Source organism: Leucobacter massiliensis (assembly GCF_002982315.1).
Taxonomy (GTDB): Bacteria; Actinomycetota; Actinomycetes; order Actinomycetales; family Microbacteriaceae; genus Leucobacter; species Leucobacter massiliensis.
On sequence record NZ_MWZD01000014.1, the window covers coordinates 31567 to 55883 of the forward strand.

20 protein-coding genes are annotated in these 24317 nt (G+C 71.6%); 5 read left to right on the forward strand and 15 right to left on the reverse strand.

The window, feature by feature from the left end; translation table 11 throughout:
• Positions 1–10 precede the first annotated feature (10 nt).
• The 5 genes from B4915_RS04375 to B4915_RS04395 all read right to left on the reverse strand — a co-directional run bounded on the left by B4915_RS04375 (position 11) and on the right by B4915_RS04395 (position 6482).
• Positions 11–703, reverse strand: a complete 693-nt coding sequence (locus tag B4915_RS04375) for a response regulator (protein ID WP_105804627.1) — start codon at positions 701–703, stop codon at positions 11–13.
• Positions 700–2139, reverse strand: a complete 1440-nt coding sequence (locus tag B4915_RS04380) for a sensor histidine kinase (RefSeq protein ID WP_245907337.1) — start codon at positions 2137–2139, stop codon at positions 700–702. Before B4915_RS04380 ends, B4915_RS04375 begins: the two co-directional genes overlap by 4 nt.
• Positions 2140–2211: 72 nt before the next feature.
• The gene (locus B4915_RS04385; RefSeq protein WP_105804629.1) at positions 2212–3111 is read right to left on the reverse strand and encodes an ABC transporter permease subunit; all 900 of its coding nucleotides are present in this window, start codon (positions 3109–3111) and stop codon (positions 2212–2214) included.
• 103 nt (positions 3112–3214) lie between these two features.
• A complete protein-coding gene (locus tag B4915_RS04390; protein WP_105804630.1) occupies positions 3215–4120 on the reverse strand; it encodes an ABC transporter ATP-binding protein in 906 nt (301 codons plus the stop codon).
• Between the two features lie 163 nt (positions 4121–4283).
• Positions 4284–6482 (reverse strand): ATP-dependent DNA helicase RecG, encoded by a 2199-nt coding sequence (locus B4915_RS04395; protein ID WP_105804631.1) that lies wholly within the window; start codon positions 6480–6482, stop codon positions 4284–4286.
• Positions 6483–6563: 81 nt separating this feature from the next.
• On the opposite strand from B4915_RS04395, the gene B4915_RS04400 reads away from it, so the two are divergent.
• Positions 6564–7202 (forward strand): RsmD family RNA methyltransferase, encoded by a 639-nt coding sequence (locus tag B4915_RS04400; RefSeq protein ID WP_105804632.1) that lies wholly within the window; start codon positions 6564–6566, stop codon positions 7200–7202.
• A gap of 88 nt (positions 7203–7290) precedes the next feature.
• Here the strand turns inward: B4915_RS04400 and B4915_RS04405 are convergent, their stop codons facing one another.
• Both B4915_RS04405 and gabT read right to left on the reverse strand, forming a co-directional pair.
• The gene (locus B4915_RS04405) at positions 7291–8760 is read right to left on the reverse strand and encodes an NAD-dependent succinate-semialdehyde dehydrogenase (RefSeq protein ID WP_105804633.1); all 1470 of its coding nucleotides are present in this window, start codon (positions 8758–8760) and stop codon (positions 7291–7293) included.
• A 35-nt stretch (positions 8761–8795) separates the two neighbouring features.
• The gene (gabT, locus tag B4915_RS04410) at positions 8796–10133 is read right to left on the reverse strand and encodes a 4-aminobutyrate--2-oxoglutarate transaminase (RefSeq protein WP_105804634.1); all 1338 of its coding nucleotides are present in this window, start codon (positions 10131–10133) and stop codon (positions 8796–8798) included.
• A gap of 160 nt (positions 10134–10293) precedes the next feature.
• On the opposite strand from gabT, the gene B4915_RS04415 reads away from it, so the two are divergent.
• Positions 10294–11946: a PucR family transcriptional regulator gene (locus B4915_RS04415; protein WP_105804635.1), complete on the forward strand. Its 1653-nt coding sequence runs from the start codon at positions 10294–10296 to the stop codon at positions 11944–11946.
• Here the strand turns inward: B4915_RS04415 and thiL are convergent.
• On the reverse strand, positions 11913–12950 hold the full coding sequence (gene thiL / locus B4915_RS04420) for a thiamine-phosphate kinase (RefSeq protein WP_245907338.1): 1038 nt from the start codon (positions 12948–12950) through the stop codon (positions 11913–11915). The genes B4915_RS04415 and thiL overlap by 34 nt on opposite strands.
• A gap of 67 nt (positions 12951–13017) precedes the next feature.
• On the opposite strand from thiL, the gene B4915_RS04425 reads away from it, so the two are divergent.
• The gene (locus B4915_RS04425) at positions 13018–13500 is read left to right on the forward strand and encodes a DUF3515 family protein (protein ID WP_245907339.1); all 483 of its coding nucleotides are present in this window, start codon (positions 13018–13020) and stop codon (positions 13498–13500) included.
• Positions 13501–13621: 121 nt separating this feature from the next.
• On the opposite strand, the gene B4915_RS04430 is transcribed toward B4915_RS04425, so the two are convergent.
• The 7 genes from B4915_RS04430 to B4915_RS04460 all read right to left on the reverse strand — a co-directional run bounded on the left by B4915_RS04430 (position 13622) and on the right by B4915_RS04460 (position 21615).
• Positions 13622–14734 carry a D-alanine--D-alanine ligase family protein gene (locus B4915_RS04430; RefSeq protein ID WP_105804637.1) on the reverse strand — a complete coding sequence of 371 codons (1113 nt, stop codon included), beginning with the start codon at positions 14732–14734 and terminating at the stop codon, positions 13622–13624.
• Positions 14731–15852 (reverse strand): NAD(P)H-dependent glycerol-3-phosphate dehydrogenase, encoded by a 1122-nt coding sequence (locus tag B4915_RS04435; protein ID WP_105804638.1) that lies wholly within the window; start codon positions 15850–15852, stop codon positions 14731–14733. The genes B4915_RS04430 and B4915_RS04435 overlap by 4 nt, the downstream gene beginning before the upstream one ends.
• Positions 15849–16625: a lysophospholipid acyltransferase family protein gene (locus B4915_RS04440; RefSeq protein ID WP_181158456.1), complete on the reverse strand. Its 777-nt coding sequence runs from the start codon at positions 16623–16625 to the stop codon at positions 15849–15851. The genes B4915_RS04435 and B4915_RS04440 overlap by 4 nt, the downstream gene beginning before the upstream one ends.
• Before the next feature lie 67 nt (positions 16626–16692).
• Positions 16693–18021, reverse strand: coding sequence for a UDP-N-acetylglucosamine 1-carboxyvinyltransferase (gene murA / locus B4915_RS04445; protein ID WP_105804809.1), 1329 nt, complete (start codon positions 18019–18021; stop codon positions 16693–16695).
• Between the two features lie 116 nt (positions 18022–18137).
• Positions 18138–18740: a 3-isopropylmalate dehydratase small subunit gene (gene leuD, locus B4915_RS04450; RefSeq protein WP_105804639.1), complete on the reverse strand. Its 603-nt coding sequence runs from the start codon at positions 18738–18740 to the stop codon at positions 18138–18140.
• 3 nt (positions 18741–18743) lie between these two features.
• Complete coding sequence (leuC, locus tag B4915_RS04455) at positions 18744–20300, reverse strand: 3-isopropylmalate dehydratase large subunit (RefSeq protein ID WP_105804640.1); 1557 nt, start codon at positions 20298–20300, stop codon at positions 18744–18746.
• A gap of 280 nt (positions 20301–20580) precedes the next feature.
• Entirely contained in the window at positions 20581–21615 is a 1035-nt protein-coding gene (locus B4915_RS04460) for a TerC/Alx family metal homeostasis membrane protein (protein WP_105804641.1), read from the reverse strand.
• A 400-nt stretch (positions 21616–22015) separates the two neighbouring features.
• On the opposite strand from B4915_RS04460, the gene mgtE reads away from it, so the two are divergent.
• A complete protein-coding gene (gene mgtE / locus B4915_RS04465) occupies positions 22016–23374 on the forward strand; it encodes a magnesium transporter (protein ID WP_105804642.1) in 1359 nt (452 codons plus the stop codon).
• A 91-nt stretch (positions 23375–23465) separates the two neighbouring features.
• Positions 23466–24251, forward strand: coding sequence for a TIGR00645 family protein (locus B4915_RS04470; RefSeq protein ID WP_105804643.1), 786 nt, complete (start codon positions 23466–23468; stop codon positions 24249–24251).
• Positions 24252–24317 lie beyond the last annotated feature (66 nt).

The following is a 24317-nucleotide window of genomic DNA, read 5'->3' on the forward strand; positions in this document are numbered from 1 at the left end:
GCCCTCCAGCCTACAGGCCGTGCTGCTTCGCGAAGATGACCGCGTGCACCCGATCCCGCAGCTGCAGCTTCGCGAGCACGCGGCCCACGTGCGTCTTCACCGTCGACTCGGAGAGGAACAGCTCCGCGGTGATCTCGGCGTTGTTCTTACCCTCGGCGATGAGCCGCAGCACGTCCAGCTCGCGCTCAGTGAGGGCGGAGAGCGCGTCGCTCGACGCCGGGCCGGACGGCTCCTCCGCTGCGAATCCCGGTCCGCCGCCCGCCTTGATCTGCTCCAGGAGGCGCCTGGTCACGCTCGGGGCCATCGTCGCGTCCCCCGCCGCGACGCGCCGGATCGCGTCGACCAGCTCGGTGGGCCGGGCGTCCTTCAGCAGAAAGCCGCTGGCGCCCGCGCGGATCGCGCCCGTCGCATACTCGTCGAGGTCGAAGGTGGTGAGCACCACCACGCGCGCCTCCGGGAACTCCGCGACGATGCGGTCGGTCGCGTCGATGCCGTTCATGCCGGGCATGCGCACGTCCATGAGCACCACGTCGCAGCCTCCGCCGCGCTGGGCGAGTCCACGCAGCTCCGCGATCGCCGACTCTCCGTCGGAGGCCTCCGCCACCACTTCGATGCCCGGCTCCGCCAGCAGCACCAGCCGGAAACCCGTGCGGATCAATTCCTGGTCGTCGACCAGCATCACCCTGATCTGCTCCTCGCTCATGCGCGCTCCTCACTCTCTGACACTGTTCGCGGCCGGGCCGCAGCGGCTCCGCCAGGCTCCCCTGCTCCTCCGGATCCCGTCGGCTCGCGTGCGTCGGCGCTCACGGGCAGCACCGCCCACAGTCGCCATCCGCCGCCCGCCGAGGCATCCACGGGGCCCGACTCGATGCTGCCGCCGAAGACCCGCACACGCTCGGCCAGACCGGCGAGCCCGCGCCCCGAGCCGAGGCCGGCGACGGGCGTGGCCGCACCCGGAGGAGTGCCGTAATCGCGCACCTGCACGACGGTCCGATCCGCCTGCCGCAGGACGGTCACCTTCACGCGAGCACCCACTCCCGCATACCGCAGCACGTTCGTGAGGCCCTCCTGCACCACCCGGTAGACCGCGAGCTCCTGTCCGCGATCCCCCGCAGCCTCGCCGGTCACGTCGAGCGACACCGCGAGTCCCGCGTCCACGAATCCCCGCACCAGCTCGGGCAGATCCTGCACGCCCGGCTGCGGGACCAGCTCGGCGCTCCCCTCGGGCGCGTGCAAGGCGCCGAGCAGCCGGCGCATCTCTGCGAGGGCGGTCCGTCCCGTCTCGGCACTGCGTCGCATCGCGTCGGCGGCGGCATCGGGCGCCGCGGTGGCGGCACGGGCCGCGCCCTCCGAGAGCGCGATCATCACCGACACCGAGTGCGCCACGATGTCGTGCATCTCACGGGCGATGCGCGAGCGCTCCTCCGCGACGGCGAGCTGCGCCAGCTGGTCCCGCTCCCGGGCGAGCTGATGCGCCCGGTCGATGATGGCCTGCAGGTAGCGGCGCCGGTTGCCCAGATTGATGCCGAGCAGGACGATGCCCAGATACCAGATCCCCGTCATGATGCTGATCGCGATGAACTCGCCGACGCTGTTCGTGCGCCCCGCTGCGGTGAACAGCGCCTCACCCGGTGTCGCATCGGGCGAGACCGTCGCGGGGAACAGGGACCGCAGCCCCAGGCTCAGCAGACTCGCGCCGAAGGCGATCCCGAATCCCAGCCAGCCCGCCGCCGCACTGCGATAGACGGGCACGGCGTAGAGCATGAAGAGGAGCGCCACCCCGATGGCGAGGCTGATCGCCTGGGAGTCCCCGAGGCTCACGATCACGGTGACGATTAGCCCCGCCAGCGGGAAGCGCCTGCGGAACAGCAGCGCGGCCCCCACAGCCAGCACCCCGAGCAGGATCACGATGCCCTGGGGAGAGGTGAGATACGAGGGAAGCGCCTCGCCCGGGACGTTCTCGTCCAGCGGGGCCGCCGCCGCGAGGAAGTCGATCCCGAGCCCGAGCAGGCAGCCGATGAAATACCAGACGACGATGAACACGTCCACGGCGAGGGGGTGGGCGGCGAGCGCCCGCCGCAGCACGCCGGGCGGGCGCGGCAGCCGCACCTCCTCATCGTTCACCATCACCTGATTCACGCCTTCACCCTATCTTCGCGCCGCTGAGCGGACCGCACCGGTCGGCGCGGTCCGCTCAACGAATCCACGAGGCTACTTCGCGTCGCGACGCTTGAACGCGAGAAGCGCGGGGATCACGACCACAGCCGCCCACAGCACCATGGCCGCGAAGGCCAGCCCGAACCCCGGTCCGGCGGGTGCCGCGGCGGCCGTCTCGGTGACGCCCTGGGCCAGCCGGGAGCCCAGCGACCCCGGCAGATACGACGAGACCTCGGGCACCCAGCTCCATCCCGTCATCGTCATCAGCTGCATCACGATCGGCAGCACGAAGGAGACGCCCGCGACCACGGCGATGCCGCCCGCAGTGGAGCGCAGCAGTGCGGAGACCCCGAAGGCGAACAGTGCGACGAGCGTCAGATAGGCGATCGCGCCGAGCGTGCCCGACACGACCGCGGGCGATCCGAGCTGGGCGGCCGCATCGGGCATGAAGGCGACCGCGACGCCGAGCCCGCCGCCGAAGATCACGAGGGCGGCCGCGACCGATAGCCCCGCGAGCACGAGCATCTTCGCGACGAAGACCGAGGTGCGCTTCGGCACCGCCGTCAGTGTCGAGAGGATCATCCCGCTCGAGTACTCGCTCGAGATCGCGAAGACGCCGAGCACCCCGAACACGAGCGCGAGGAAGCTCGAGAGGAGCGCGGGACCGAAGAGCAGGTACCCCTGCAGCGCGGCGGGGCCGGAGCCGAACATGCCGATCCCCTGCTGACTCCACATGAGGGACATCAGGCCGCTCAGGCCGAGGCCGCCGAGCACGGTGAGCAGGAGGGTGATGCGGATGCTGCGCAGCGAGCTGAGCTTGATCCACTCGGAGCGCAGCACGCCCCCGAAGCCGAGCTTGGCGTGCACGGCGCGGGGCCGGGAGGACACGGTGCGGCCCGCCCCCTGGGACTGCTCGGGTGCGCTGCTCGCGTCGATGATGATGGTGGAGGTCATGGTGCGTTCCTTCAGCTGAATGTGGCGGGTACTGCGGGAGGGGCGGCGGCTGCGGCCCCGGAAGCGGGCGCCGCCCGGGAATCGGACGGGGCGCCGCCGTCGCTCAGGCGGCCTGGTACTCGACCTCGTCGCGCGTGAGCGCCAGGTAGGCGTCCTCGAGGCTCGCGCCGACCGGGCTGAGCTCGTGGAGTTCGATGCCGTACTGCGCAGCGGCCCGCCCGAGCTCGGCCGCGGTGATACCGGTGGCGGTGAAACGCTCCTCCCCCTCGGATTCGAGGGAGACGCCGGGGAGGTTCAGCAGAGCGGAGGCGAGTCGAGCCGCCTCGGGGCTGCGCACCACGACGCGCTCGCCGCCGCCGCGGCTGACGATCTCCGCGATCGGCGCATCGGCGATCACGCGCCCCTTGCCGAGCACGATGACGTGGTCGGCGGTCTGCGCCATCTCGCTCATGAGGTGGCTCGACAGCAGCACGGTGCGCCCCTCACCCGCGAGGTGCCGCAGGAGCTTCCGCACCCACATCACGCCGTCGGGGTCGAGGCCGTTCACGGGCTCGTCGAGGATCAGGACCTGCGGGTCGCCGAGCAACGCCGCGGCGATCCCGAGCCGCTGCCCCATGCCGAGCGAGAAGCCGCCGGCGCGCTTGCCCGCGACCGCGGCCAGGCCGGTCTGCTCGAGCACCTCGTCGACGCGCCGATTCGGGATCCCGTGCGTGGCGGCGAGCGCGCGCAGGTGGCTGCGGGCGCTGCGACCGGGGTGGACGCCCTTGGCGTCGAGCAGGGCGCCGACCTCGGCGAGGGGGGCGGCGCTGTCGCGGTAGCGCTTGCCGTTGACGGTGACCGTCCCCGAGGTGGGGCGGTCGAGCCCCACGGTGAGCCGCATCGTGGTGGACTTGCCGGCGCCGTTGGGGCCGAGGAAGCCGGTCACCTGTCCTGGGCGGATGGTGAAGCTCACATCTTCGACCGCGACCTTCTGGCCGTAGCGCTTGCCGAGTCCGCGTGCCTCGATCATGGTGTCTCCTCGCGTTCGCTCTCCGCCGGGTTTCGGCGATGCTTCCACGCTAGGAGCTGGCGGGTTCTTGGGGATCCCTCCCGGGTGCTGTTCGGGGTGGTACCTGAGTACGAGCGTGCGAGGCAGCGAGGGCGTGCGCGACCCGCGCTCCCGACCCTGGACCCTACGACTTGGCGAGGTTGTCGATGTGCCCGGACTCGCGCTCGCGGGCGAGGAGCGCGGCAAGCCCGGGTGCGCTGCGGAGCTCGGGATCGCGTTCGAGCAGCCCGGCGGCGAGCTCACGGGCGCGCACGATGAGCTCGCCGTGCTCGGCGACGCGCAGCAGCTTCAGCGTGGAACGACCGCCGGACTGGGCGGTGCCGAGGATGTCGCCCTCGCGGCGCAGTTCGAGGTCGATCTCGGCGAGGGCGAAGCCGTCCGTGGTGGCGGCGACGGCTTCGACGCGCTCACGGGCGACGCTGCCCTGCTCGGCGGTGGTCATGAGCAGGCAGAGGCCGGCGTGCTCGCCGCGGCCGACGCGACCGCGCAGCTGATGGAGCTGGGAGATGCCGAAGCGGTCCGCGTCCCGCACGATCATGATCGAGGCGTTGGGTACGTTGACGCCCACCTCGATGACGGTGGTGGCGACGAGGATCCCGATCTCGCCCGCGGCGAAGGCGCGCATGATGCGGTCCTTCTCGGGCGAGGCCATGCCGCCGTCGAGCCCGGCGATCTCCGCGCCCGCGAACTCGGGGCGCGCGCGCAGTTCGGCGACCGTGTCTGCAACATTGGCGAGGGGGCGGGGGCCCTGCCCGTCCCCGGCCTCCGCTTCCCCTTCCACGGCAGGATCGACTTCGCCCGGCGCGATCGCGGGGCAGACGACGTACACCTGCCGCCCGGCGGCGAGGTCCTCGGCGGTGCGCGCCCAGACCCGGGCGGCCCGCTTCGGCATCTCCAGCTCGGGGACGGTGAAGGTCTCGATCCCCTGCCTGCCGCGCGGCAGCTCCCGGATGGTGAGCACCTCGAGATCCCCGAAGGCGGTGAGCGCGACCGTGCGCGGGATCGGGGTGGCGGTCATGGCGAGCACGTGCGGCTGGGTTCCCTTGCGGCGCAGCGCCTCGCGCTGCTCGACGCCGAAGCGGTGCTGCTCGTCGACGACGACGAGCCCCAGGTCGAAGAAGGTGACGTTGTCGCTGATGAGGGCGTGGGTACCGACCGCGACGCGGGCGGTTCCGGCGGCGAGGGAGAGCAGAGCGCGTTTCCGCTCGCTCGCGGGCATGCGCCCGGTGAGGAGCACGGGATTGAGCTCCGCCGTGAGTTCCGGCCCGAGCGCTTCGGTGATGGAGCGGAGGTGCTGAGCCGCGAGCACCTCCGTGGGCGCGAGCAGTGCGCTCTGTCCCCCGGTCCCGGCGACCTGCAGCATGGCGCGCAGCGCGACGAGGGTCTTCCCCGAGCCGACCTCGCCCTGGAGCAGCCGGTGCATGGGGTGCGGTTCTGCCAGTTCCGCAGCGATGACGTCGCCGGCCCTGCGCTGGTCTCCGGTGAGCTCGAAGGGCAGGCGCGCGTCGAAGCGCGCGAGCGGGCTCCCCGTGGCCTGTCCGGCCGCGGGCAGCGGCCGCGGAGTGCTCGCCTCGCGGCCCGCACGGCGTCGCCGGTCGAGCAGCGCGAGCTGCAGCTCGAAGGCCTCGCGAAACCGCATGCCGTGCTGCGCGGCGCGCCAGTCGGCGTCGCGCTGCGGGCGGTGGATCAGCTCGAAGGCGCGCGACAGCTCCATCACGTCCTCGGAGTCGCGCAGCTCGCGCGGCAGCGGATCGTCGAGCGGGGCGAGCGCGTCGAGAGCGAGCTCGACGGCGCGCTGGATCGTCCAGCTCGGCATCTGCGCGGTGGCCGGGTAGATCGGCACGGGGGTCTCGGCCCAGGCCTTCGCGGCGGCCTCGTCGAGCCGGTCCGCCCCCGGGGCCGCGTCGCGGTCGTCGAACAGCTCGTACTCGGGGTGCTGCAGCTGGAACTGCCCGCGATACTCGCTGACCTTTCCCGCGAAGATGCCGCGGCGGCCGGCGATCAGCTCGCGCACCCGCCACTGCTGGTTGAAGAAGGTGAGGGTCAGCGTTCCCGTGCCATCGGTGATGCGGGCTTCGAGGAGGGTGCCGTTGCGGCGCTGCATGCGCCGCTCGCGCACGTCGAGCACCTGGGCGACCACCGTGATCTGCTCGCCGAGCGGCAGCCCGCGCAGCGGGGTCAGCTCGCCGCGCCGGGAGTAGCGACGCGGGAAGTGGGTGAGCAGATCGCCGACCGTGCGCATGCCGAAGGCCCGGTCGAGGGGCTTCGCGGTGCGATCGCCGACGACCCCGCCGAGCGGGGTGTCGAGCGTCACGGAACCCATGCGACCAGCGTAGCGGTGACCCCCGACGCCGGAGCCCCGGGGCGGCGGTGCGCGCGAGCCGCCACGCGGTAGCCTCTTCGGGTGACGAGAATCATTGCGGGGGCGGCCGGATCACTGCGCCTGGAGGTGCCGAAGTCGGGTACGCGGCCGACGAGCGACCGGGTGCGCGAGGCGATCTTCTCCGCGCTGGAGTCGTGGGGACTCGTCGAGGGCTGCCGCGTGCTCGACCTCTACGCAGGATCGGGGGCGCTCGGCCTGGAAGCGGCGAGCCGCGGCGCGGCCGAGGTGCTGCTGGTCGAGAAGCACGCGGCGGCGGCCCAGGTGGCCGCGCGGAACGCCCGGACGGTGCTCGGCGCGTTCAGGGCGGCGGGGTCCGCGCCCCGCATCGCGGTCGTGCGGCAGTCGGTGCAGGGCTACCTCGACGGTGCGGCGCCCGCGCCGGACCGCGAGGCGGGCGCCGACGGAGGCGCGCGGGCAAGCCTCCGGGGAAGCGCGGACGGGCACTGGGACGTCGCCCTGCTCGATCCGCCCTACGATCTCGGCGAGGCCGAACTCACCGTGAACCTTGCGGCGCTCACGCCGCTGCTCGCGCCCGGGGCCGTGGTGCTCGTCGAGCGCAGCTCCCGCTCCCCCGAGCCCGCCTGGCCCACGGGCCTCGTCCCGCTCCGCGCCAAGCGCTACGGCGAGACCGCCCTGTGGTGGGCCGAGCCGGCCCACTGAGCCGCGATCATCGTTCGCCGCCGGCCCCCGGCCACGACACGGGCCCGGGCCGCCTCAGGGGAGCCCGGGCCCGCGCGATCCCGCCCCGCTAGGAGCGCGGGATCAGCGTGTACTTCGTCGACAGGAACTCGTGGATCCCGTCGAAGCCGCCCTCGCGGCCGATGCCCGACTGCTTCACGCCGCCGAACGGCGCCGCAGCGTTCGACACCAGGCCCGTGTTGAGGCCCATCATGCCCGTCTCGAGCTTCTCGATCATGCGGTGACCGCGCGCGATGTTCTCGGTGAAGACGTAGCTCACGAGACCGTACTCCGTGTTGTTGGCGATCTCGACCGCCTCCTCCTCGGTGGAGAAGCGGACGATGCCGAGCACCGGGCCGAAGATCTCCTCGCGCATGATCGCCGCCTGCGGGCTGATGTGATCGATGACCGTGGGCTGGAAGAAGTTGCCCGGGCCGTCGACGGCCTCGCCGCCGGTGACGATCGTGCCGCCCGTCTCGACCGCGTCGGCCACGAGACGCGCCGTGTTGTTCACGGCCTTCTCCTCCACCAGCGCGCCGATGTCGTTGCCCTCGTCCGCACCGCGGCCGATCTTCATGGCCGCGACCTTCTCGCCCACGCGACGCGCGAACTCGTCGGCCACCGACTCGTGCACGATGATCCGGTTCGCCGCCGTGCAGGCCTGGCCGATGTTGCGGAACTTCGCGAGCAGCGCGCCCTCGACCGCCTTATCGAGATCCGCGTCCTCGAACACCACGAAGGGAGCGTTGCCGCCCAGCTCCATCGAGGTGCGCAGCACGTTCTGCGCCGCGGCCTCGAGCAGCTTCACGCCCACCGGCGTGGAACCCGTGAACGACAGCTTGCGCAGGCGCGGGTCGGAGAGCAGCGCGCTCGACTGCGCGCTCGACTTCGAGGTCGGCACCACATTCACCACGCCCGCGGGCAGGCCCGCCTCCTCAAGCAGCTGCACGAAGTAGATGGTGGTGAGCGGCGTGAGCGCGGCCGGCTTGATCACCGAGGTGCACCCGGCGGCCAGCGCCGGGGCGATCTTGCGGGTGGCCATCGCCAGCGGGAAGTTCCACGGCGTGATGAAGTAGCAGGGCCCGACGGGCAGGTGGGAGACCACCATGTTGCCGGTGCCCTCGGGGTTCTGACGGTAGTCGCCCTGCACGCGCACGGCCTCCTCCGAGAACCAGCGCAGGAACTCCCCGCCGTAGACGACCTCGCCGCGCGCCTCGGCGATGGGCTTGCCCATCTCCATGGCCATCAGCAGCGCGAACTCCTCCTTGCGCTCCATCAGCAGGTCGAAGGCACGGCGCAGGATGTTCGAGCGCACGCGGGTGGGCGTGTTGCCCCACTCCTCCTGCGCCTCAACCGCGGCGTCGAGGGCGCGCACCGCGTCCTCCACGGTCGCGTCGGCAATCGTCTTGATGACCTCGCCGGTCGCCGGGTCGTGCACGTCGAAGGTGGCGCCGGAGGTCGAGGCCTCCCACGTGCCGCCGATGCCGAGACCGCTCTCGATCCGGTCCAGCAGCTCCTGCTCGTTGGGCTTCAGTGCCATGGTGTTGATTCCTCTCGTACCCGTGGGCTCGTCGGTCAGTTGGCGGCCAGCGCGTCGGCCACGATCTGCAGGCCCTCGCGCAGCAGCTCATCCGAAATGGACAGCGGCGGGAGGAAGCGGATCACGTTGCCGTAGGTGCCGCAGGTGAGCAGCACCACGCCCTGCTCGCCGGCGTGCTTGGCGATGGCGCCGGTGAGCGTCGCGTTCGGGGTCTTCGAGCCCGGCTCGACGAGCTCGATGGCCTGCATGGCACCGCGGCCGCGGATGTCGCCGATGCGGTCGTCGCCCTTCGCGAGCTCGCCGAAGAACTCCTCGATGATCGCGCCGATCTCGCGGGCGCGCTCGGTGAGGTTCTCGCTCTGGTAGGTCTCGATGGTGGCGAGCGCCGCGGCGCAGGCGATCGGGCTGCCCGCGTAGGTGCCGCCCAGGCCGCCGGCGTGGGCGGAGTCCATGATCTCGGCGCGGCCGGTCACCGCGGAGAGCGGCAGGCCGCCGGCGATGCCCTTGGCCGTCGTGACGAGATCGGGCACGACGCCCTCGTGGTTCGCGGCGAAGAGGTCGCCCGTGCGCGCGAAGCCGGTCTGCACCTCGTCGAGGATGAAGACGACGCCGTTGGCGGTCGCCCACTCCTGCAGCGCGGGAAGGAAGCCCTCGGCGGGCGCGATGAAGCCGCCCTCGCCCTGAATGGGCTCGATGATGATCGCCGCGAGGTTCGAGGCGCCGACCTGCTTCTCGATCTGGGTGATCGCCACCTCAGCCGCCTCGGCGCCGGTGAGCCCGTCGCGGTACGGGTAGGAGGTGGGCACGCGGTAGACCTCGGGGGCGAAGGGCCCGAAGCCGTCCTTGTAGGGCATGTTCTTCGCGGTCATGCCCATGGTGAGGTTGGTGCGGCCGTGGTAGGCGTGGTCGAAGACGACGACCGCGTCCTTCTTCGTGTAGTGGCGCGCGATCTTGATCGCGTTCTCGACGGCCTCGGCACCCGAGTTGAAGAGCGCCGAACGCTTCTCGTGGTCACCGGGGGTGAGCTCGTTGAGCTTCTCGGCGACGGCGATGTAGCCCTCGTAGGGGGTGACGGTGAAGCAGGTGTGGGTGAACTGCTGCACCTGCGCGGTGACGGCCTCGACGACGCGGGGCGCGGAGTTGCCGACGCCCGTGACGGCGATGCCCGAACCGAGGTCGATGAGCGAGTTGCCGTCCACGTCGACCATCACGCCGCCGCCGGCGGCGACGATCGAGACGGGAAGGGAGGCGCCCACCCCGGCCGCGACCGCGGCCTGCTTGCGCGCGGTGATCTCCTGCGACTTCGGGCCGGGGATGCTCGTGACGAGCTTGCGCTCCTGCGGAAGCGAGGGGCCGCCGATGACATCGACCATGATGGTTCTCCTTGCGAGGCTCGGGTGAGGTCGCGACCCGAATGCGCGACCCCGGTGATTCGGGATCAGCCTAGCCGGGCCGGACCCCGCAGCGACGTGCCAGAATGGACGACGAGAGCGCCTGCTTTCGCCACACTGTACAAGCCGGAATCGGGGATCCATGGCAGAGCCGAACGCGACGGCCGACACGCCGTCCACTGCGCCGCCGGCGGCACGGGCGGGAGCCGCCGCACGGGAAGCGCCGTCGCCGCAGCCGACCATCGAGCTTGGCGAGCTGCTGCACCAGTACCAGCTCAGCCTCGTGCTCATCGCCGGCCAATCCGCGCAGGCGGCGGCACGCCCCGTGCAGTGGGTGCACGTGAGCGAGCTGGAGGATCCGACCCCGTTCCTGCCGCCGCGCACCGTGCTGCTCACCACCGGGGCGCGCTTCGCGGCCGTGGGCGGACAGGGCGACGCCGACGCCTATGTGCGGCGCCTGATCGACGCGGGGGTGACGGCGCTCGGCGTCGCCGTCGGCCTGCACTTCGACCGCGTGCCGCCCAGCATCGTCTCCGCCTGCGACCGGCTCGGGCTGCCGCTCTTCCGCGTCCCCTACGACACCGCCTTCATCGAGATCGTCCAGACGGCGGCGCGCCTGCTCGACGCGCGCACCCGCGAGCGGGATCTGTGGGCGCTCGACGCCCAGCGCGCGCTCGCCACGGCCTCCCTGCACCGCGACGGCCTCGGCGCCGCCGTGCGCGAGGCCGCGGCGCGCCTGGGACGCTGGGTGTGCGTCACCGACCGGGCGGGCCGCATCGTCGAGTTCGCTCCGCAGGCCGCACGCGCTCAGCTCCCGGCCGAGTGGGTGCGCCGCGAGACCCGGCACCTGGTGGAGCGCGGCCTGAGCGCCGGGCGCATCGAGGGAGAGGGCGGCGGGATGCAGATGCAGGCGCTCGGACGGCCGGGCCGCGTGCTGGGCGTGCTCGCGGTCGAAGGGCACGGCACGCCCGACACCGCAGAGCGGACCCTGATCGGTCTCGTCGCGGCGATCGCCACCGTGCAGCTGGAGCACCGCAGCGGCATCGACGGCGCCCAGGCAGCGCTGCGGCAGGCCGTCGTACGCCTGCTGCTCGCGCGCGATTTCGCACTCGCCGAGCAGCTCGCGGACGGTGCGCTCTCGCGACTGCCCCATGGACCGATCGTCGTCGCGCGCTATCGCCTGCCCGAGTCGCGCGATCCCGAGCTGCTCACCGAACTCCGCTCGCTCGATTCCGGCAGTCCCGGCCTGCTGATCGCGGAACACGAGGGAGCGCAGCTGATCCTCAGCGAGACTCGGCACCTTCCGGCCATCCGCCGCCTGCTGCTCGCCCGCGGCGTGCCTGCCGGACTCTCGGAGCGCGGCGCACTCCCCCACTTCGCCGAGCTGCTGGGGCAGGCGGACCGGGCCCTCGATCACGCGCGGAGCTCCGCGACGCCGGGCCCCGTCGATTACCTGCCGGCGCTGCACGACGGCGTGCTGCACCTGCTCGGCGAGCACCCCGAGGGCCGGCAACGGGCCGAGGGCCTGCTCGCGCCGATCCGGCAGCACGACCGCCGCCACGGCGACGGCATCGAGGCGGCCCTGCGAGCCTGGCTGGCCCATCACGGCCAGACGAGCCCGGCCGCCGCCGAGCTCGGCGTGCACCGTCACACGCTCCGGGCGCGCATCCAGACGGCGGCGGCGCTGCTGCAGGCCGAACTCGACTCCCCCGACACTCGGGCCGAACTGTGGGCGGCGCTGCGGCTCGCGGCGGAGCCGGCTCAGGAGCCGGAGCCGGGCGGCCACACTCGGTAGGGATCCCAGCCGCGCGCCTCGAGCGGCTCCTCGTCGAGGCGCACCCGCGCTTCGGCGGCCCCCGTCGCAGCGCTGCCCTCGACCGAGCCGATCACCGCGAAGCCCGCGGGCGGCGCTATCCCTTCCGGGAACGTCGCGAGCAGGCCGTGATCCTCCCCTCCGGTGAGCATCGCCTCCAGCGGAACCTCCGCGCCGTGCTGACGGCCGAACGCCGCCTCCAGGCGCGCACGATCGAGCCGCAGACGCACCCCGCTCGCACGCGCGAGGCGGTGCGCGTCGATCGCGAGCGAGTCGGAGACGTCCATCATCGCGCTCGCCCCCGCGCGGCCGGCGGCCGGCCCGAGCGGGATCGGCGGCGTCGGGGCGAGTTGCGCGGCGAGCGCCTCGGGATGCCGCGCCCACAGTTCGCCGAGCGTGCGATCGTGCGCGGTGCCGTCCGCCTCCGCGGCCTCCGCGAACAGCAGCGAGAGCCCCAGGCCCGCGAGCCCCAGTTCGCCGGCGTACGCGAGCACGTCGCCCGGCCGGGCCCCGGATCGCAGCACCGGCCGGGCGCCCGCGAGCTCGCCGATCGCCGTCACCGCGGCGGTCACCACGGGCGCCCGTCCCAGGTCGCCGCCCACGATCCCGCAACCGGGCGCGAGGGCGCGGCAGGCGGCGTCGAGCCCCTCCGCGATCCGCTCGAGCAGCACGACGGGCGTGTCGTGCGGGACCGCGAGCGAGACGGTGAGCGCCGTGGGGGTCGCGGCCATCGCCGCGACGTCCGAGAGGTTCGTGGCGGCGAGCTTCCATCCGAGTTCGAAGCCGTCGTGCCAGGCGAGCCGGAAATCGGGCCCCTCGATCATGGTGTCGCTCGTCACCACCGCGTCCCCGGACACGCGCAGCACGGCGCAGTCGTCGCCGGGGCCCACCTCGGAGGCCGCGGCCGCCCCGAGGCGCCTCAGGACGCGCGGCAGCACGCCGTCCTCGCCCAGTTCGCCCACGGTCGGGCCGCCTCGATCGATCACGCCCCCAAGCTAGCAGGCGAGGGCAGGCCGGGGCCCGCACCCAGACGGGCGGCGCTAAGCTGGCGGGGTGAGATCTCCCGGACTTCGAGCGTGCGCGGCCGCCGCTGCGCTCGCTGGCGCGGCCTCCCTGCTCACCGCCTGCGCGGGAGACGTGCCGATGGACGCCGCGCCGGGGGCGAACGACCCGGCGTGCGCCGACGTGATCGTGCGGCTCCCCTCGACGGTCGCCGAACTGCCCAAGCGCACCACGAACGCGCAGGCCACCGGCGCGTGGGGCGATCCCGCGGCGGTGCAGCTGCAGTGCGGGATCGAGCCGAGCGGCCCCACCACGGACAGCTGCGTCAACGTCAACGGCGTCGACTGGATCATCGACGACTCGGCCGCACCGATCTACCGCTTCGAGGCGTACGGCCGCGACCCCGGGCTCGTGGTATTCGTCGACTCCGAGCAGGTCAGCGGCACCGAGGCGGTGCTCGACCTGAGCGCCGTGGTGCAGCTCCTCCCGCAGGAGCGCAAGTGCACTGCGCTCAGCGACTCCCTGGAGCTGTAGCCGGCGCGGGGCCCGGCGGCGCCGGCTCGGCTCGACGCGCCGACTCCGCCCACGCACGCAGATCCCGCCCGCGCCTCGACCGCCGCCGCGAAGCCACGGTAAGCGAGCGGCGTCCCGGCCCTCAGTAGGCGGGGCGCTTCGCGATCGCCAGCTCGATGAGCTCGGTGATCAGCTCCGTGTAGCCGAGCCCGCTCTCCGCCCACAGGCGGGGATACATGGAGATCGGCGTGAACCCGGGCAGGGTGTTGATCTCGTTGAGCACCGGCCCCTCGGCGGTGAGGAAGAAGTCGATGCGGGCCAGGCCGGCGCACTGGGTCACCTCGAAGGCGAGCACGGCGGCGTCCCGGATCGCCGCGAACTCGGCGTCGGTGACGTCGGCGGGCAGCGCCAGCTCGACACCGGCGGCGCCGAGGTACTTCGCCTCGAAATCGTAGAACTCGCGGCCCGTGAAGACGATCTCGCCGATCGCCGAGCTCGTGCGCGGGCCCTCGTCCCCGCGCCCCTCCAGCACCGCGATCTCAACCTCTCGCCCGCTCACGCCCGACTCGACGAGCACCGTGCGATCCTCGGCGAAGGCCGTCTCGAGCGCCGCGGGAAGCTGGGCGGGATCCGTGACCCGGCTCACCCCCACCGAGGAGCCCGCCCGGGCGGGCTTCACGAACAGCGGGTAGCTCAGCCCGTCGTCGAGCCGCCCGATCAGCTCCGGCTCGCGGGCGATCTGCTCGCGCGTCACCGTGCGCCAGGGCGCGACGGCGATCCCCGAGTCCGCGAGGACCGTCTTCACGGCGTGCTTGTCCATGCAGAGCGCGGATGCGAGCACGCCGCTGCCGACATAGGGCAGGTCGACGAGGTCGAGCATGCCCTGCACGGTGCCGTCCTCCCCGTAGGGGCCGTGCAGCATGGGCAGCACGGCGTCGACGTGGCCGAGGCTGCGCAGCGAGCCGGACTGGTCGATCACCGTCAGCGCACGCGTCTCGGTGGAGGCCGGCCAGAGCACGCGGGTGCCGTTGTCGCGCACCTCGGGAAGCTGCGGGGCGTCGAGCCGGAAGCCTTCGAGATCCTCCTCGCGCATCAGCACCGTGGCACCGGTGCGGGTGATGCCCACGGGGATCACCGCGAAGCGCTCGCGGTCGATGGCGCGGAGCACGCCCGCAGCGGTCACGCAGCTGATGCCGTGCTCGCTCGACCGCCCTCCGAAGAGGAGGACGACGGTGCGCTGGGCGGCGGTGTTCACGAGGGGCTTCCCTTCAGTCGGTCGAGCAGGCGGCGCAGGCGGCCGGGACGGGGCCCGCCGAGGCTGAGCTCCGGCTGGGGCACCTCGTCCTCCGTGGCGAGGTGCGGGCCGAGGTTCTTGGGGGCCATGGTGCCGCTGAGCACCATCTGCACCTGCTCGACGATCGGCATCGTGATGCCCCGCTCGCGGGCCAGTTCGAGCACGGGGTGCACGGAGGTGATCCCCTCCGCCACCTGCTGCATCTGCTCGCGGGTCTCCTCCTGCGTGTAGCCCTGCCCGATGAGCCGACCGGCCGTGTTGTTGCGCGAGAGGGGCGACTGGCAGGTCGCGATGAGGTCACCGAGGCCGGCGAGGCCGGAGAGCGTTGCGGGATCGGCGCCGGAGGCGACCGCGAACTCCGTCATCTCGGCGAGGCCACGGGTGATGATCGCAGCCTTCGTGTTCTCGCCGTAGCCGACGCCGTCGACGATGCCGATCGCAAGGGCGATGAGGTTCTTGAGCACGCCGCCGAGCTCGGTCCCCACGACATCCGTGTTGACATAGCCCCGGAAGTAGGGTGCGGAGACCGCGGTCGCGATCTCCTGGGCCACGCCGAGATCGGCGCAGGAGGCGACCGCCCCGGTCGGCTGCTCCTTCGCGATCTCGAGCGCGATGTTCGGGCCGGAGACCACGGCGATGCGCGCCGGATCGAGGTCGAGCGCGTCGGCGATGACCTCCGACATCCGCATCGTCGTCGACTTCTCCACGCCCTTCACGAGGCTCACCAGCACGCTGCGCCGGTCGAGGTACGGTTCGAGGTCGAGCAGGTTCTGCCGCAGCGTCTGGCTCGGGACCGCGAGGAACACCAGGCTCGCGCCCTTCAGCGCCGCTGCGAGATCGCTCGTCGCCTTCAGCCCCTTCGGCAGGTTGATACCCGGCAGGTACTGGCTGTTGCGCTTCGCGACCTGGATCTCGTGCGCGACCTCCGGGCGCCTCGCCCAGACGGTGACATCGCATCCGGCGTCGGCGAGGACCTTCGCGAAGGTCGTCCCCCAGCTTCCGGAGCCGACGACCGCCACCCTGCGCCCGCGGTTGCGCGAGCGGCTGCCGGTGACGACGGGAATCTGCGCGGTACTCAAAAACGTCCCGTCTCGCTCTGCTGGTGCTTGCTCGGATCCCACCGCTCGGCGGGAGGCTGCTCCCCCCGCAGCCCGGCGAGCAGCTCCGTGATGGCGTCCATCAGCTCCGCCGTCGCCTCCGCGATCACTCGCTGGTCGGGGTGCCGGCCCGCGAAGCGGCTCAGGTCGATGGGTTCGCCGACCGCCACCCGGATGGTCTTGCGGGGGAAGGGATGGATCCGCTTCGCGTAGCGCGGCATGAGCTCCTGGGTGCCCCAGTGCGCGACCGGGATCAGCGGGATGCCGGTCTCCAGGGCGAGCCGCACCGCGCCGCTCTTGCCGCGCATCGGCCACAGCTCCGGATCCCGCGTCAGCGTGCCCTCCGGGTAGACGATCACGCCCGCCTCGCGCTCGATCAGCGCCCCCGCTGCGCCCATCGGGCTGCCGTCGGCGCCGCGCACCCGCGTCGATCCCTCGCGCTCCACCGGGATCTGGCCCGAGGAGCGCAGCAGCCGGCCGAGCACCGGCACCGAGAACAGGCTGGCCTTCGCCATGAAGCGCGGCAGCCGGCCGAGGTGCCAGACCGCCGCGCCCATCGCCACGGGATCGATCTCGCTGAAGTGGTTGGGGGCCAGGATGAAGGGCCCGCTGCGCGGCAGACGCGACTGCGGGGTGAAGCGATAGCGCACCATCAGCGACCACAGCGGCAGGATCAGGGACGCCAGCAGCCAGAACACGGAGGGTCGTCGTTTCTCCGCCGAGGAGCGGCTGCGGAGCTTCACCGTGTCGATCATGTTCCAATTATCCCGAAGCGGGGCGCCCGGAGCTGCATGGCGCCCCGGGAACCGCATTCGCGGCAGCTCAGCCCTCGAAAATGAAGTCGGCGCCGAGCTGGCGCAGCTTCTCGATGAAGTTCTCGTAGCCGCGGGAGATGATCCCCAGATTGGTCACCTTCGTCTGGCCCTCCGCGGTCAGGCCGGCGATGAGGTAGCTGAACCCTCCCCGCAGATCGGGCACCTCGATCTCGGCTCCGGAGAGCGGCGTCGGCCCCGCGATGACCGCCGCCTGCTCGAACTCACGCCGGTTGACCCGGCGCTGCTCGTCGTGCAGGCCGTCCTTGAACACCTGGATGTCGGCGCCCATCTTGTTCAGGGCGTCGGTGAAGCCGAAGCGGTTCTCGTAGACGGTCTCGTGGATGGTCGAGACGCCCTGCGCCTGGGTCAGGGCGACCACGAGCGGCTGCTGCCAGTCGGTCATGAAACCGGGGTGGACGTCCGTCTCGATCGTCACGGGCTTGAGCTCGCCGCCGGGGTGCCAGAAGCGGATCCCGTCGTCGCGCACCTCGAAGTCGCCGCCCACCTTGCGGAAGACGTTGAGGAAGGTCATCATCTCCTCCTGCTGCGCGCCCCCGACGAACACGTCGCCGCCGGTCGCGAGCGCCGCCGAGGCCCAGCTGGCCACCTCGTTGCGGTCGAAGATGGCGTGGTGGTCGTAGCCGCGCAGCTCCTCGACGCCCTCCACGAAGATCACCCGGTTCGGCTCGACCGTGATGATCGCCCCCATCTTCTGCAGGATGCAGATGAGGTCGATGATCTCGGGCTCGATGGCGGCGTTGCGCAGCTCCGTCTGGCCCTTCGCGAGGACGCTCGTCAGGAGGACCTGCTCCGTCGCCCCGACCGAGGGGTAGGGCAGCTCGATGTTCGCGCCGTGCAGCCCGTCCGGCGCGGTCAGGCTGATCCCGCTGGGCAGCTTCTCCACGACGGCACCGAACTTGCGGAGCGCGTCGAGGTGGAAGTCGATCGGGCGGTCGCCGATGCGGCAGCCGCCGAGGTCGGGGATGAACGCCTCGCCGAGCCGGTGCAGCAGCGGACCGCAGAACAGGATCGGGATCCGCGACGAACCGGCGTGGGCGTCGATGTCGGCGTGATGGGCGACCTCGACGTTCGAGGGGTCGAAGCGCCACTCGCCGGGGTCCTCGCCGCGGGTGATGAGCACCCCGTGGAGGGCGAGCAGGCCGGCGACGACGCGGATGTCGGAGACGTTCGGCACGTTGCGGAGCGTGCTCGGGGTCTTGCCGAGCAGCGCCGCCACCATCGCCTTGGGGGCGAGGTTCTTCGCACCGCGCACCTCGATGCGGCCGCGCAGGGGCCGGCCGCCGTTGATGATGATCTCGTCGGAGGTGAGCCCCACACGAGCCCCCGCCTTGCGGGCGTCCTGCTTCAGCCCGGGATCGTCACCGCTCGTCGCGGCCGCGGGGTGCGACTGCGCCTCCTCGGCTGCCTGCTCGTCGTTGATCTCGCTCGCGTTCACGCGGCCTCCACCGGGGTCGTTGTCGGCATCCAGCTCGGGCGTCGCGCCTCAAAGTCCGTGATGGCCTGTTCGTTGCGCAGGGTGAGGGAGATGTCGTCGAGTCCCTCCATCAACCGCCAGCGCGTGTAATCGTCCACCTGGAACGGCACGGTCAACTCGCCGAGCGAGACCGTGCGGTCCTCGAGGCTCACGGTCAGCCGGGCACCGGGCTCGGCGTCCATCGCCGCCCAGAGCCGCTTGACATCGCTCTCTTCGACCTGCGCGGCGAGCAGGCCCTGCTTGCCGGCGTTGCCGCGGAAGATGTCGGCGAAGCGGGGCGAGATGACCACCTTGAAGCCGAAATCGCGCAGCGCCCACACCGCGTGCTCGCGGGACGAGCCGGTGCCGAAGTCGGGGCCGGCGACCAGGATGCTGGCACCCTGGTACTCGGGCCGGTTGAGCACGAACTCGGGATCCTGCCGCCAGTGGAAGAACAGCGCGTCGTCGAAGCCGGTCTTGGTGACGCGCTTCAGGAACACCGCGGGGATGATCTGGTCGGTGTCGACGTTCGACCGCTTCAGCGGCGCGGCGATCCCCGTCATCGTGGTGAACTTGTCCATCTCTCAGGCCTCGACCTTCTCGTCAGCGGGCATGATCGGCAGGCGCCGCCGCACGGGGGCGGCGTCCGCCTCGCGCGGGGGCGCATCGTGCGTGATCCCCTTCGCGGCGTCGTCCTGCAGATCCCAGGGACTCGACAGCGTGCCGCGGATCGCGGTCGCAGCGGCGACGAGCGGCGAGACGAGATGCGTCCGGCCGCCCTTGCCCTGGCGTCCCTCGAAGTTCCGGTTGGAGGTCGAGGCGCAGCGCTCCCCGGGGGCGAGCTGGTCCGGGTTCATCCCGAGACACATGGAGCAGCCCGCGAAGCGCCACTCGCCGCCGAACTCCTCGACGATGCGGTCGATGCCCTCCTGCTCCGCCTCGAAGCGCACGCGCGCCGAGCCGGGAACCACCATCAGCCGGACGCCCTCGGCCTTCCGCTTGCCCTTGATGAGCTCGGCGAAGGTGCGCAGATCGTCGAGACGGCTGTTCGTGCACGACCCCATGAAGACGGCGTCGACGGGGATCTCCTTCATCGGGGTGCCCGGCTCGAGATCCATGTACTCCAGTGCCCGCTCCGCGGCGGCGCGCTCGTTCGGGTCGGCGATCTGCGCCGGATCGGGCACACGCTCGCTGAGCAGCACCCCCTGGCCGGGGTTCGTCCCCCACGTCACGAAGGGCTCCAGCTCGTTCGCGTCGATGAAGACCTCGGCGTCGAAGACCGCGCCCTCGTCGGTGGGCAGCGTCTTCCAGTACTCGACCGCGGCGTCCCAGTCGGCACCCTGCGGCGCATGCGGACGGCCCTTCACGTACTCGAAGGTGATCTCGTCGGGGGCAACCATGCCGGCGCGGGCGCCCGCCTCGATCGACATATTGCAGATCGTCATGCGGCCGTCCATCGAGAGCCCGCGGATCGCGGATCCCCGGTACTCCAGCACGTACCCCTGCCCGCCGCCGGTGCCGATCTTCGCGATCACCGCGAGGATGATGTCCTTCGCGGTCACGCCCGGACGCAGCTCGCCCTCGACGTTGATCGCCATCGTCTTGAAGGGCTTGAGCGGCAGCGTCTGCGTCGCCATGACGTGCTCCACCTCGCTCGTGCCGATGCCGAAGGCGAGGGCGCCGAAGGCTCCGTGGGTCGAGGTGTGGCTGTCGCCGCAGACGACGGTGATCCCCGGCATCGTGAGCCCCAGCTGCGGCCCGACGACGTGGACGATGCCCTGCTCCTTGTCGCCGAGCGGATGCGCGCGAACCCCGAACTCGGCGACGTTCTTGCGCAGCGTCTCGATCTGGAGACGGCTCGTGGGGTCCTCGATCTCGCGCGTGATGTTGAGCGTGGGCGTGTTGTGGTCCTCGGTCGCGATCATCAGGTCGACGCGGCGCAGCGGGCGGTCGGCCATGCGCAGGCCGTCGAAGGCCTGGGGGCTCGTCACCTCGTGGATGAGGTGCAGATCGATGTAGATGAGGTCCGGCTCGCCGTTCTCTCCCTTGACGACGACGTGATCGTCCCACAGCTTCTCGGCGAGGGTGCGGGGTCGCGCCGCGGCCTCGACCGCGCGCCCGGCAGCATTCTGTTCGCTCATGTGATGGCTTCTCTTCCCGATTTCCGTGTCCATGACACCGTGTTCTTCAACACCGCGCGAAAGTGATCGATTCCCGGCGCGGCGGTCGGCCAGGCGAGAACTCCGCGGCGGGTGACCGAAGGACTAGACCCCGCCGCGGCTGTGAAGGAGCTGCCGCTGCGAACGCATGGGCCAGAGTCTACCACCGGGCGGCCTTCTCCCCCGCCCGCTGCCCCCGGCCGAGAGCCCCGGAAAGCCGGCCGTCGCGCGGAGCGGAGCCTCCCCGCGGCGGCCTGCGAGCTCAGCGATCCCCGGGACGCTCCTCGTGCGGCTCCGCCGCGCCCAGGTGCAGGCGCTCGCCGTGCGCCCGCGCCTCGCGGCGCACCTTCACGACGCTCGCGACCGTGGCGACCCCCATGGCGAGCACGATGAAGCCGAGCGAGAACCAGGTGTTGATCTCGGGCACCGGCACGTGCTCACCGCCGTTGATGAACGGCAGCTCGTTCTCGTGCAGGGCGTGCAGGATCAGCTTCACGCCGATGAACGCGAGGATCGCGGCGATCCCGTACTTGAGGTACTCGAGCCGTTCGAGCAGGCCGCCCAGGAGGAAGTAGAGCTGACGCAGGCCCATGAGGGCGAAGACGTTCGCGGTGAAGACGATGAAGGGACTCTGCGTGATGCCGAAGATCGCGGGGATCGAGTCGAGCGCGAACAGCAGGTCCGTGGCGCCGAGCGAGATCAGGACGAGCAGGAAGGGCGTGTACATGCGCTTGCCGTCGACCGTGGTGCGCAGCTTGCCGCCGTCGTAGTGGTCGCTGAAGGGGAAGAAGCGCTTGGCGAGGCGCACCGCGAAGCCGTCGCCCTGCTCCTCGTGCCCGCCGGGCTTCACCTGCTGCCACGCGGTCCAGATGAGCCAGGCGCCGAAGACGAAGAACACGGCGATGAAGCGCTCGATGATCGCCGCACCGGCCAGGATGAACAGCCCGCGGAAGATCAGGGCGAGGATGATCCCGATCATCAGCGCGCGCTGCTGATACGCGGTCGGCACCTTGAAACTGCCGAGGATCAGCACGAACACGAACAGGTTGTCGATCGACAGGCTGTATTCGGTGAGCCAGCCGGCGAGGAACTCGGTGCCGTGCTGCACGTCCCCCAGCAGGAACATGCAGCCCGCGAAGACGAGCGCCAGGAGCACGTAGAAGCCGACCCACAGGCTGGCCTCCCGCATGCTCGGGACGTGCGGTCGCTTGATGATGAGGAGGAGATCGACGAGCAGGATCGCGACGAGCACGATCATGGATCCGATCTCGAACCAGACGGGGAGAACCGTGTTCACTGGAGGGCTTCTCTTTCCTTCGGCTTGCGCGGGTGCGCTGGACACCGAAGGTCTCTTCCCGGCGGGCGCCGCTGCGCCGCCGCGCCCGCACCGGCCGGGCGGTCGGCGCTCGGCGTCTTGACGATACGGGCGAATCGGAATACTCCCCTTCGCGGGGACCATCATACCCCGTGCTAGGGTGTGCGAGGGAACACCGTTCGCGGCCCATGCCGCGGCCCCTGACCAGCCGTTCCGGCCGAGGAATCGAGGTGAGACGCATGCCCAGTGACAGTTGCCATCAACGCCCGGGCTCCGCGCGCGCCTCCCTCGGCTCCTCCGGCTGAGCGGGGCCTGCGCGCTCCCGGGATCCCCACCCCGGTGCGCGCTCACGGCGAGGCGCACCCCAGCAAGGAGCGCCGCCATGACCACTCAGCAGATCCGCATCATCGACAGCGCCACGTCGACGATCGAGCAGCAGCTCGCCCGTCGGGACCTCGCGGCGCTGACCGCAACCGCCGCCGCACTGCCCGTCCAGGACCTCGTGGAGGTCTTCGAACGGCTCAGCCGTCGGCAGAGCGCCGTCGTCTTCCGCCTCCTCGCCAAGGACCGCGCCCTCGACGCCTTCGAGGCGCTCCCGCCAGCGCTGCAGAGCGACCTCGTCCACGGGCTGCAGGACGCCGAGGTGGCGCGCCTCTTCGGTGAGCTCGACCCCGACGACCGGACGTGGCTGCTCGAGGAGCTCCCCGCCGCAATCGTCACGCGGCTGCTGCGGGGACTGCCGGAGCCCGAACGGCTCGCCACCGCGGGCCTGCTGGGCTATCCGCAGGGCAGCGCGGGGCGGCGCATGACGCCCGAGTACGTGACCACGCACCCGCAGCTCACCGTCGGCGACACCCTCGACCGCGTGCGTGCGCGCCTCGGCACGGCCGAGACGGTCTACACGATTCCGGTGCTCGACCGGGGGCGGCGCGTGGTGGGAGTCGTCAGCCTCCGTGAACTGCTCGGCGCCTCGGGCGGGACGGCCATCGAGGCGATCATGAGCGAGCCCCGCACCGCCGCGGCGAGCGACCCCGCCGAGGCTGCGGCCCGGCGCTGCGCCGATCTCTCGCTGCTCGCCCTGCCGATCGTCGACAGCGAGCAGCGCCTCGTCGGGATGCTCACCATCGACGACGCGGTCCGCATCCTGGAACTGGAGGAGAGCGAGGACTCCGCGCGGCAGGGCGGTTCGGAGCCGCTCCGCCGTCCCTACCTCTCGACTCCGGTGCGGAGCCTGGTGCGCTCCAGGGTGGTGTGGCTGCTCGTGCTGGCGGTCGGGGCGACCCTCACCGTGCAGGTGCTCTCCGTCTTCGAGGCGACGCTCGAGCAGGTGACCGTGCTGGCGCTCTTCGTGCCGCTGCTCATCGGCACCGGCGGCAACACCGGCAATCAAGCGGCCACGACCGTCACCCGCGCGCTCGCGCTCGGCGACGTGCGCCCGCGCGACATCGGACGGGTGCTCGGCCGGGAACTGCGCACCGGGGCGCTGCTCGGACTGCTGCTGGGGGCTCTCGGCTTCGCGATCGCGGGGCTCGCCTATTCCCCGGCGATCGGCGCGGTCATCGCGCTGACCCTCCTGGCGGTGTGCACCGTCGCGGCGGCCGTCGGCGGCTGCATGCCGCTGCTCGCCCGTGCCGTGCGCGTGGATCCGGCGGTCTTCTCGAACCCCTTCATCTCGACCTTCGTCGACGCCTCAGGGCTCGTGATCTACTTCCTCATCGCACGCGCCATCCTCCAGCTCTGAGCGCGGTGCGGCGCGGCTGCTGCCGCATTCACAGAAATCCGAACGCGATCCAAGGCTACGATCTGTCCAGAACCGCAGTGAAAGGACGCCCGTGACCAACCGTTCAGGAGCACTCATCGAACGCAGCACGCAGCGCGGACCCAGCGGAGCGTCGCGCACGCTCGCCGGGTTCATCTTCGCGAGCCGCTGGCTGCAGGCGCCCCTCTACCTCGGTCTCATCATCGCGCAGGCGGTGTACGTCGTGCTGTTCTTCGTCGAACTCTGGCACCTCGTCGAGAAGGCCATCATCAAGGGGCACATCAGCGAGACCGACGTGATGCTCAGCGTGCTCGCGCTGATCGACATCGTCATGATCGCGAATCTGCTCATCATGGTCATCATCGGCGGCTACGAGACCTTCGTCTCGAAGATCCGCGTGCAGGGGCACCACGACGAACCCGACTGGCTCTCGCACGTCAACGCGAACCTGCTGAAGGTGAAGCTCGCGATCTCGATCATCTCGATCTCCTCGATCCACCTGCTGAAGACCTTCATCGAGGTGGGGCGCATGCGCAACGGGGAGGTCGTCGACGCCAACGGCAACGTCATCTACTCCTACGACGGCGTGCTGTGGGAGGTCGTCATCCACCTCGCCTTCATCGTCTCGGCCATCGCCCTCGCCTGGATCGACCGCATGAGCCACCACGGGGGCGGCCGCAAGGCCGTCACCGCAGGGTCGATCGAGGCCGAGCTGCAGGAGCCGAGCCAGGCTGGGCCGGCCGCTCCGGCTCCCGTCGCACAGGCCGCTGCGCCGGCCACCACGCCGGAGAGCGGCTACGTCACCGTGCGCGTGCCCGCGGGCGCGGCGCTCCCCGAGGGCGCACGCGTCGTCGAGTGAGCGGCGAGGCGGCCGTTGCCGCCTCGCGCGCCCGGTCCCGGGGCGGAGCCTCGAACCCAGCCACCC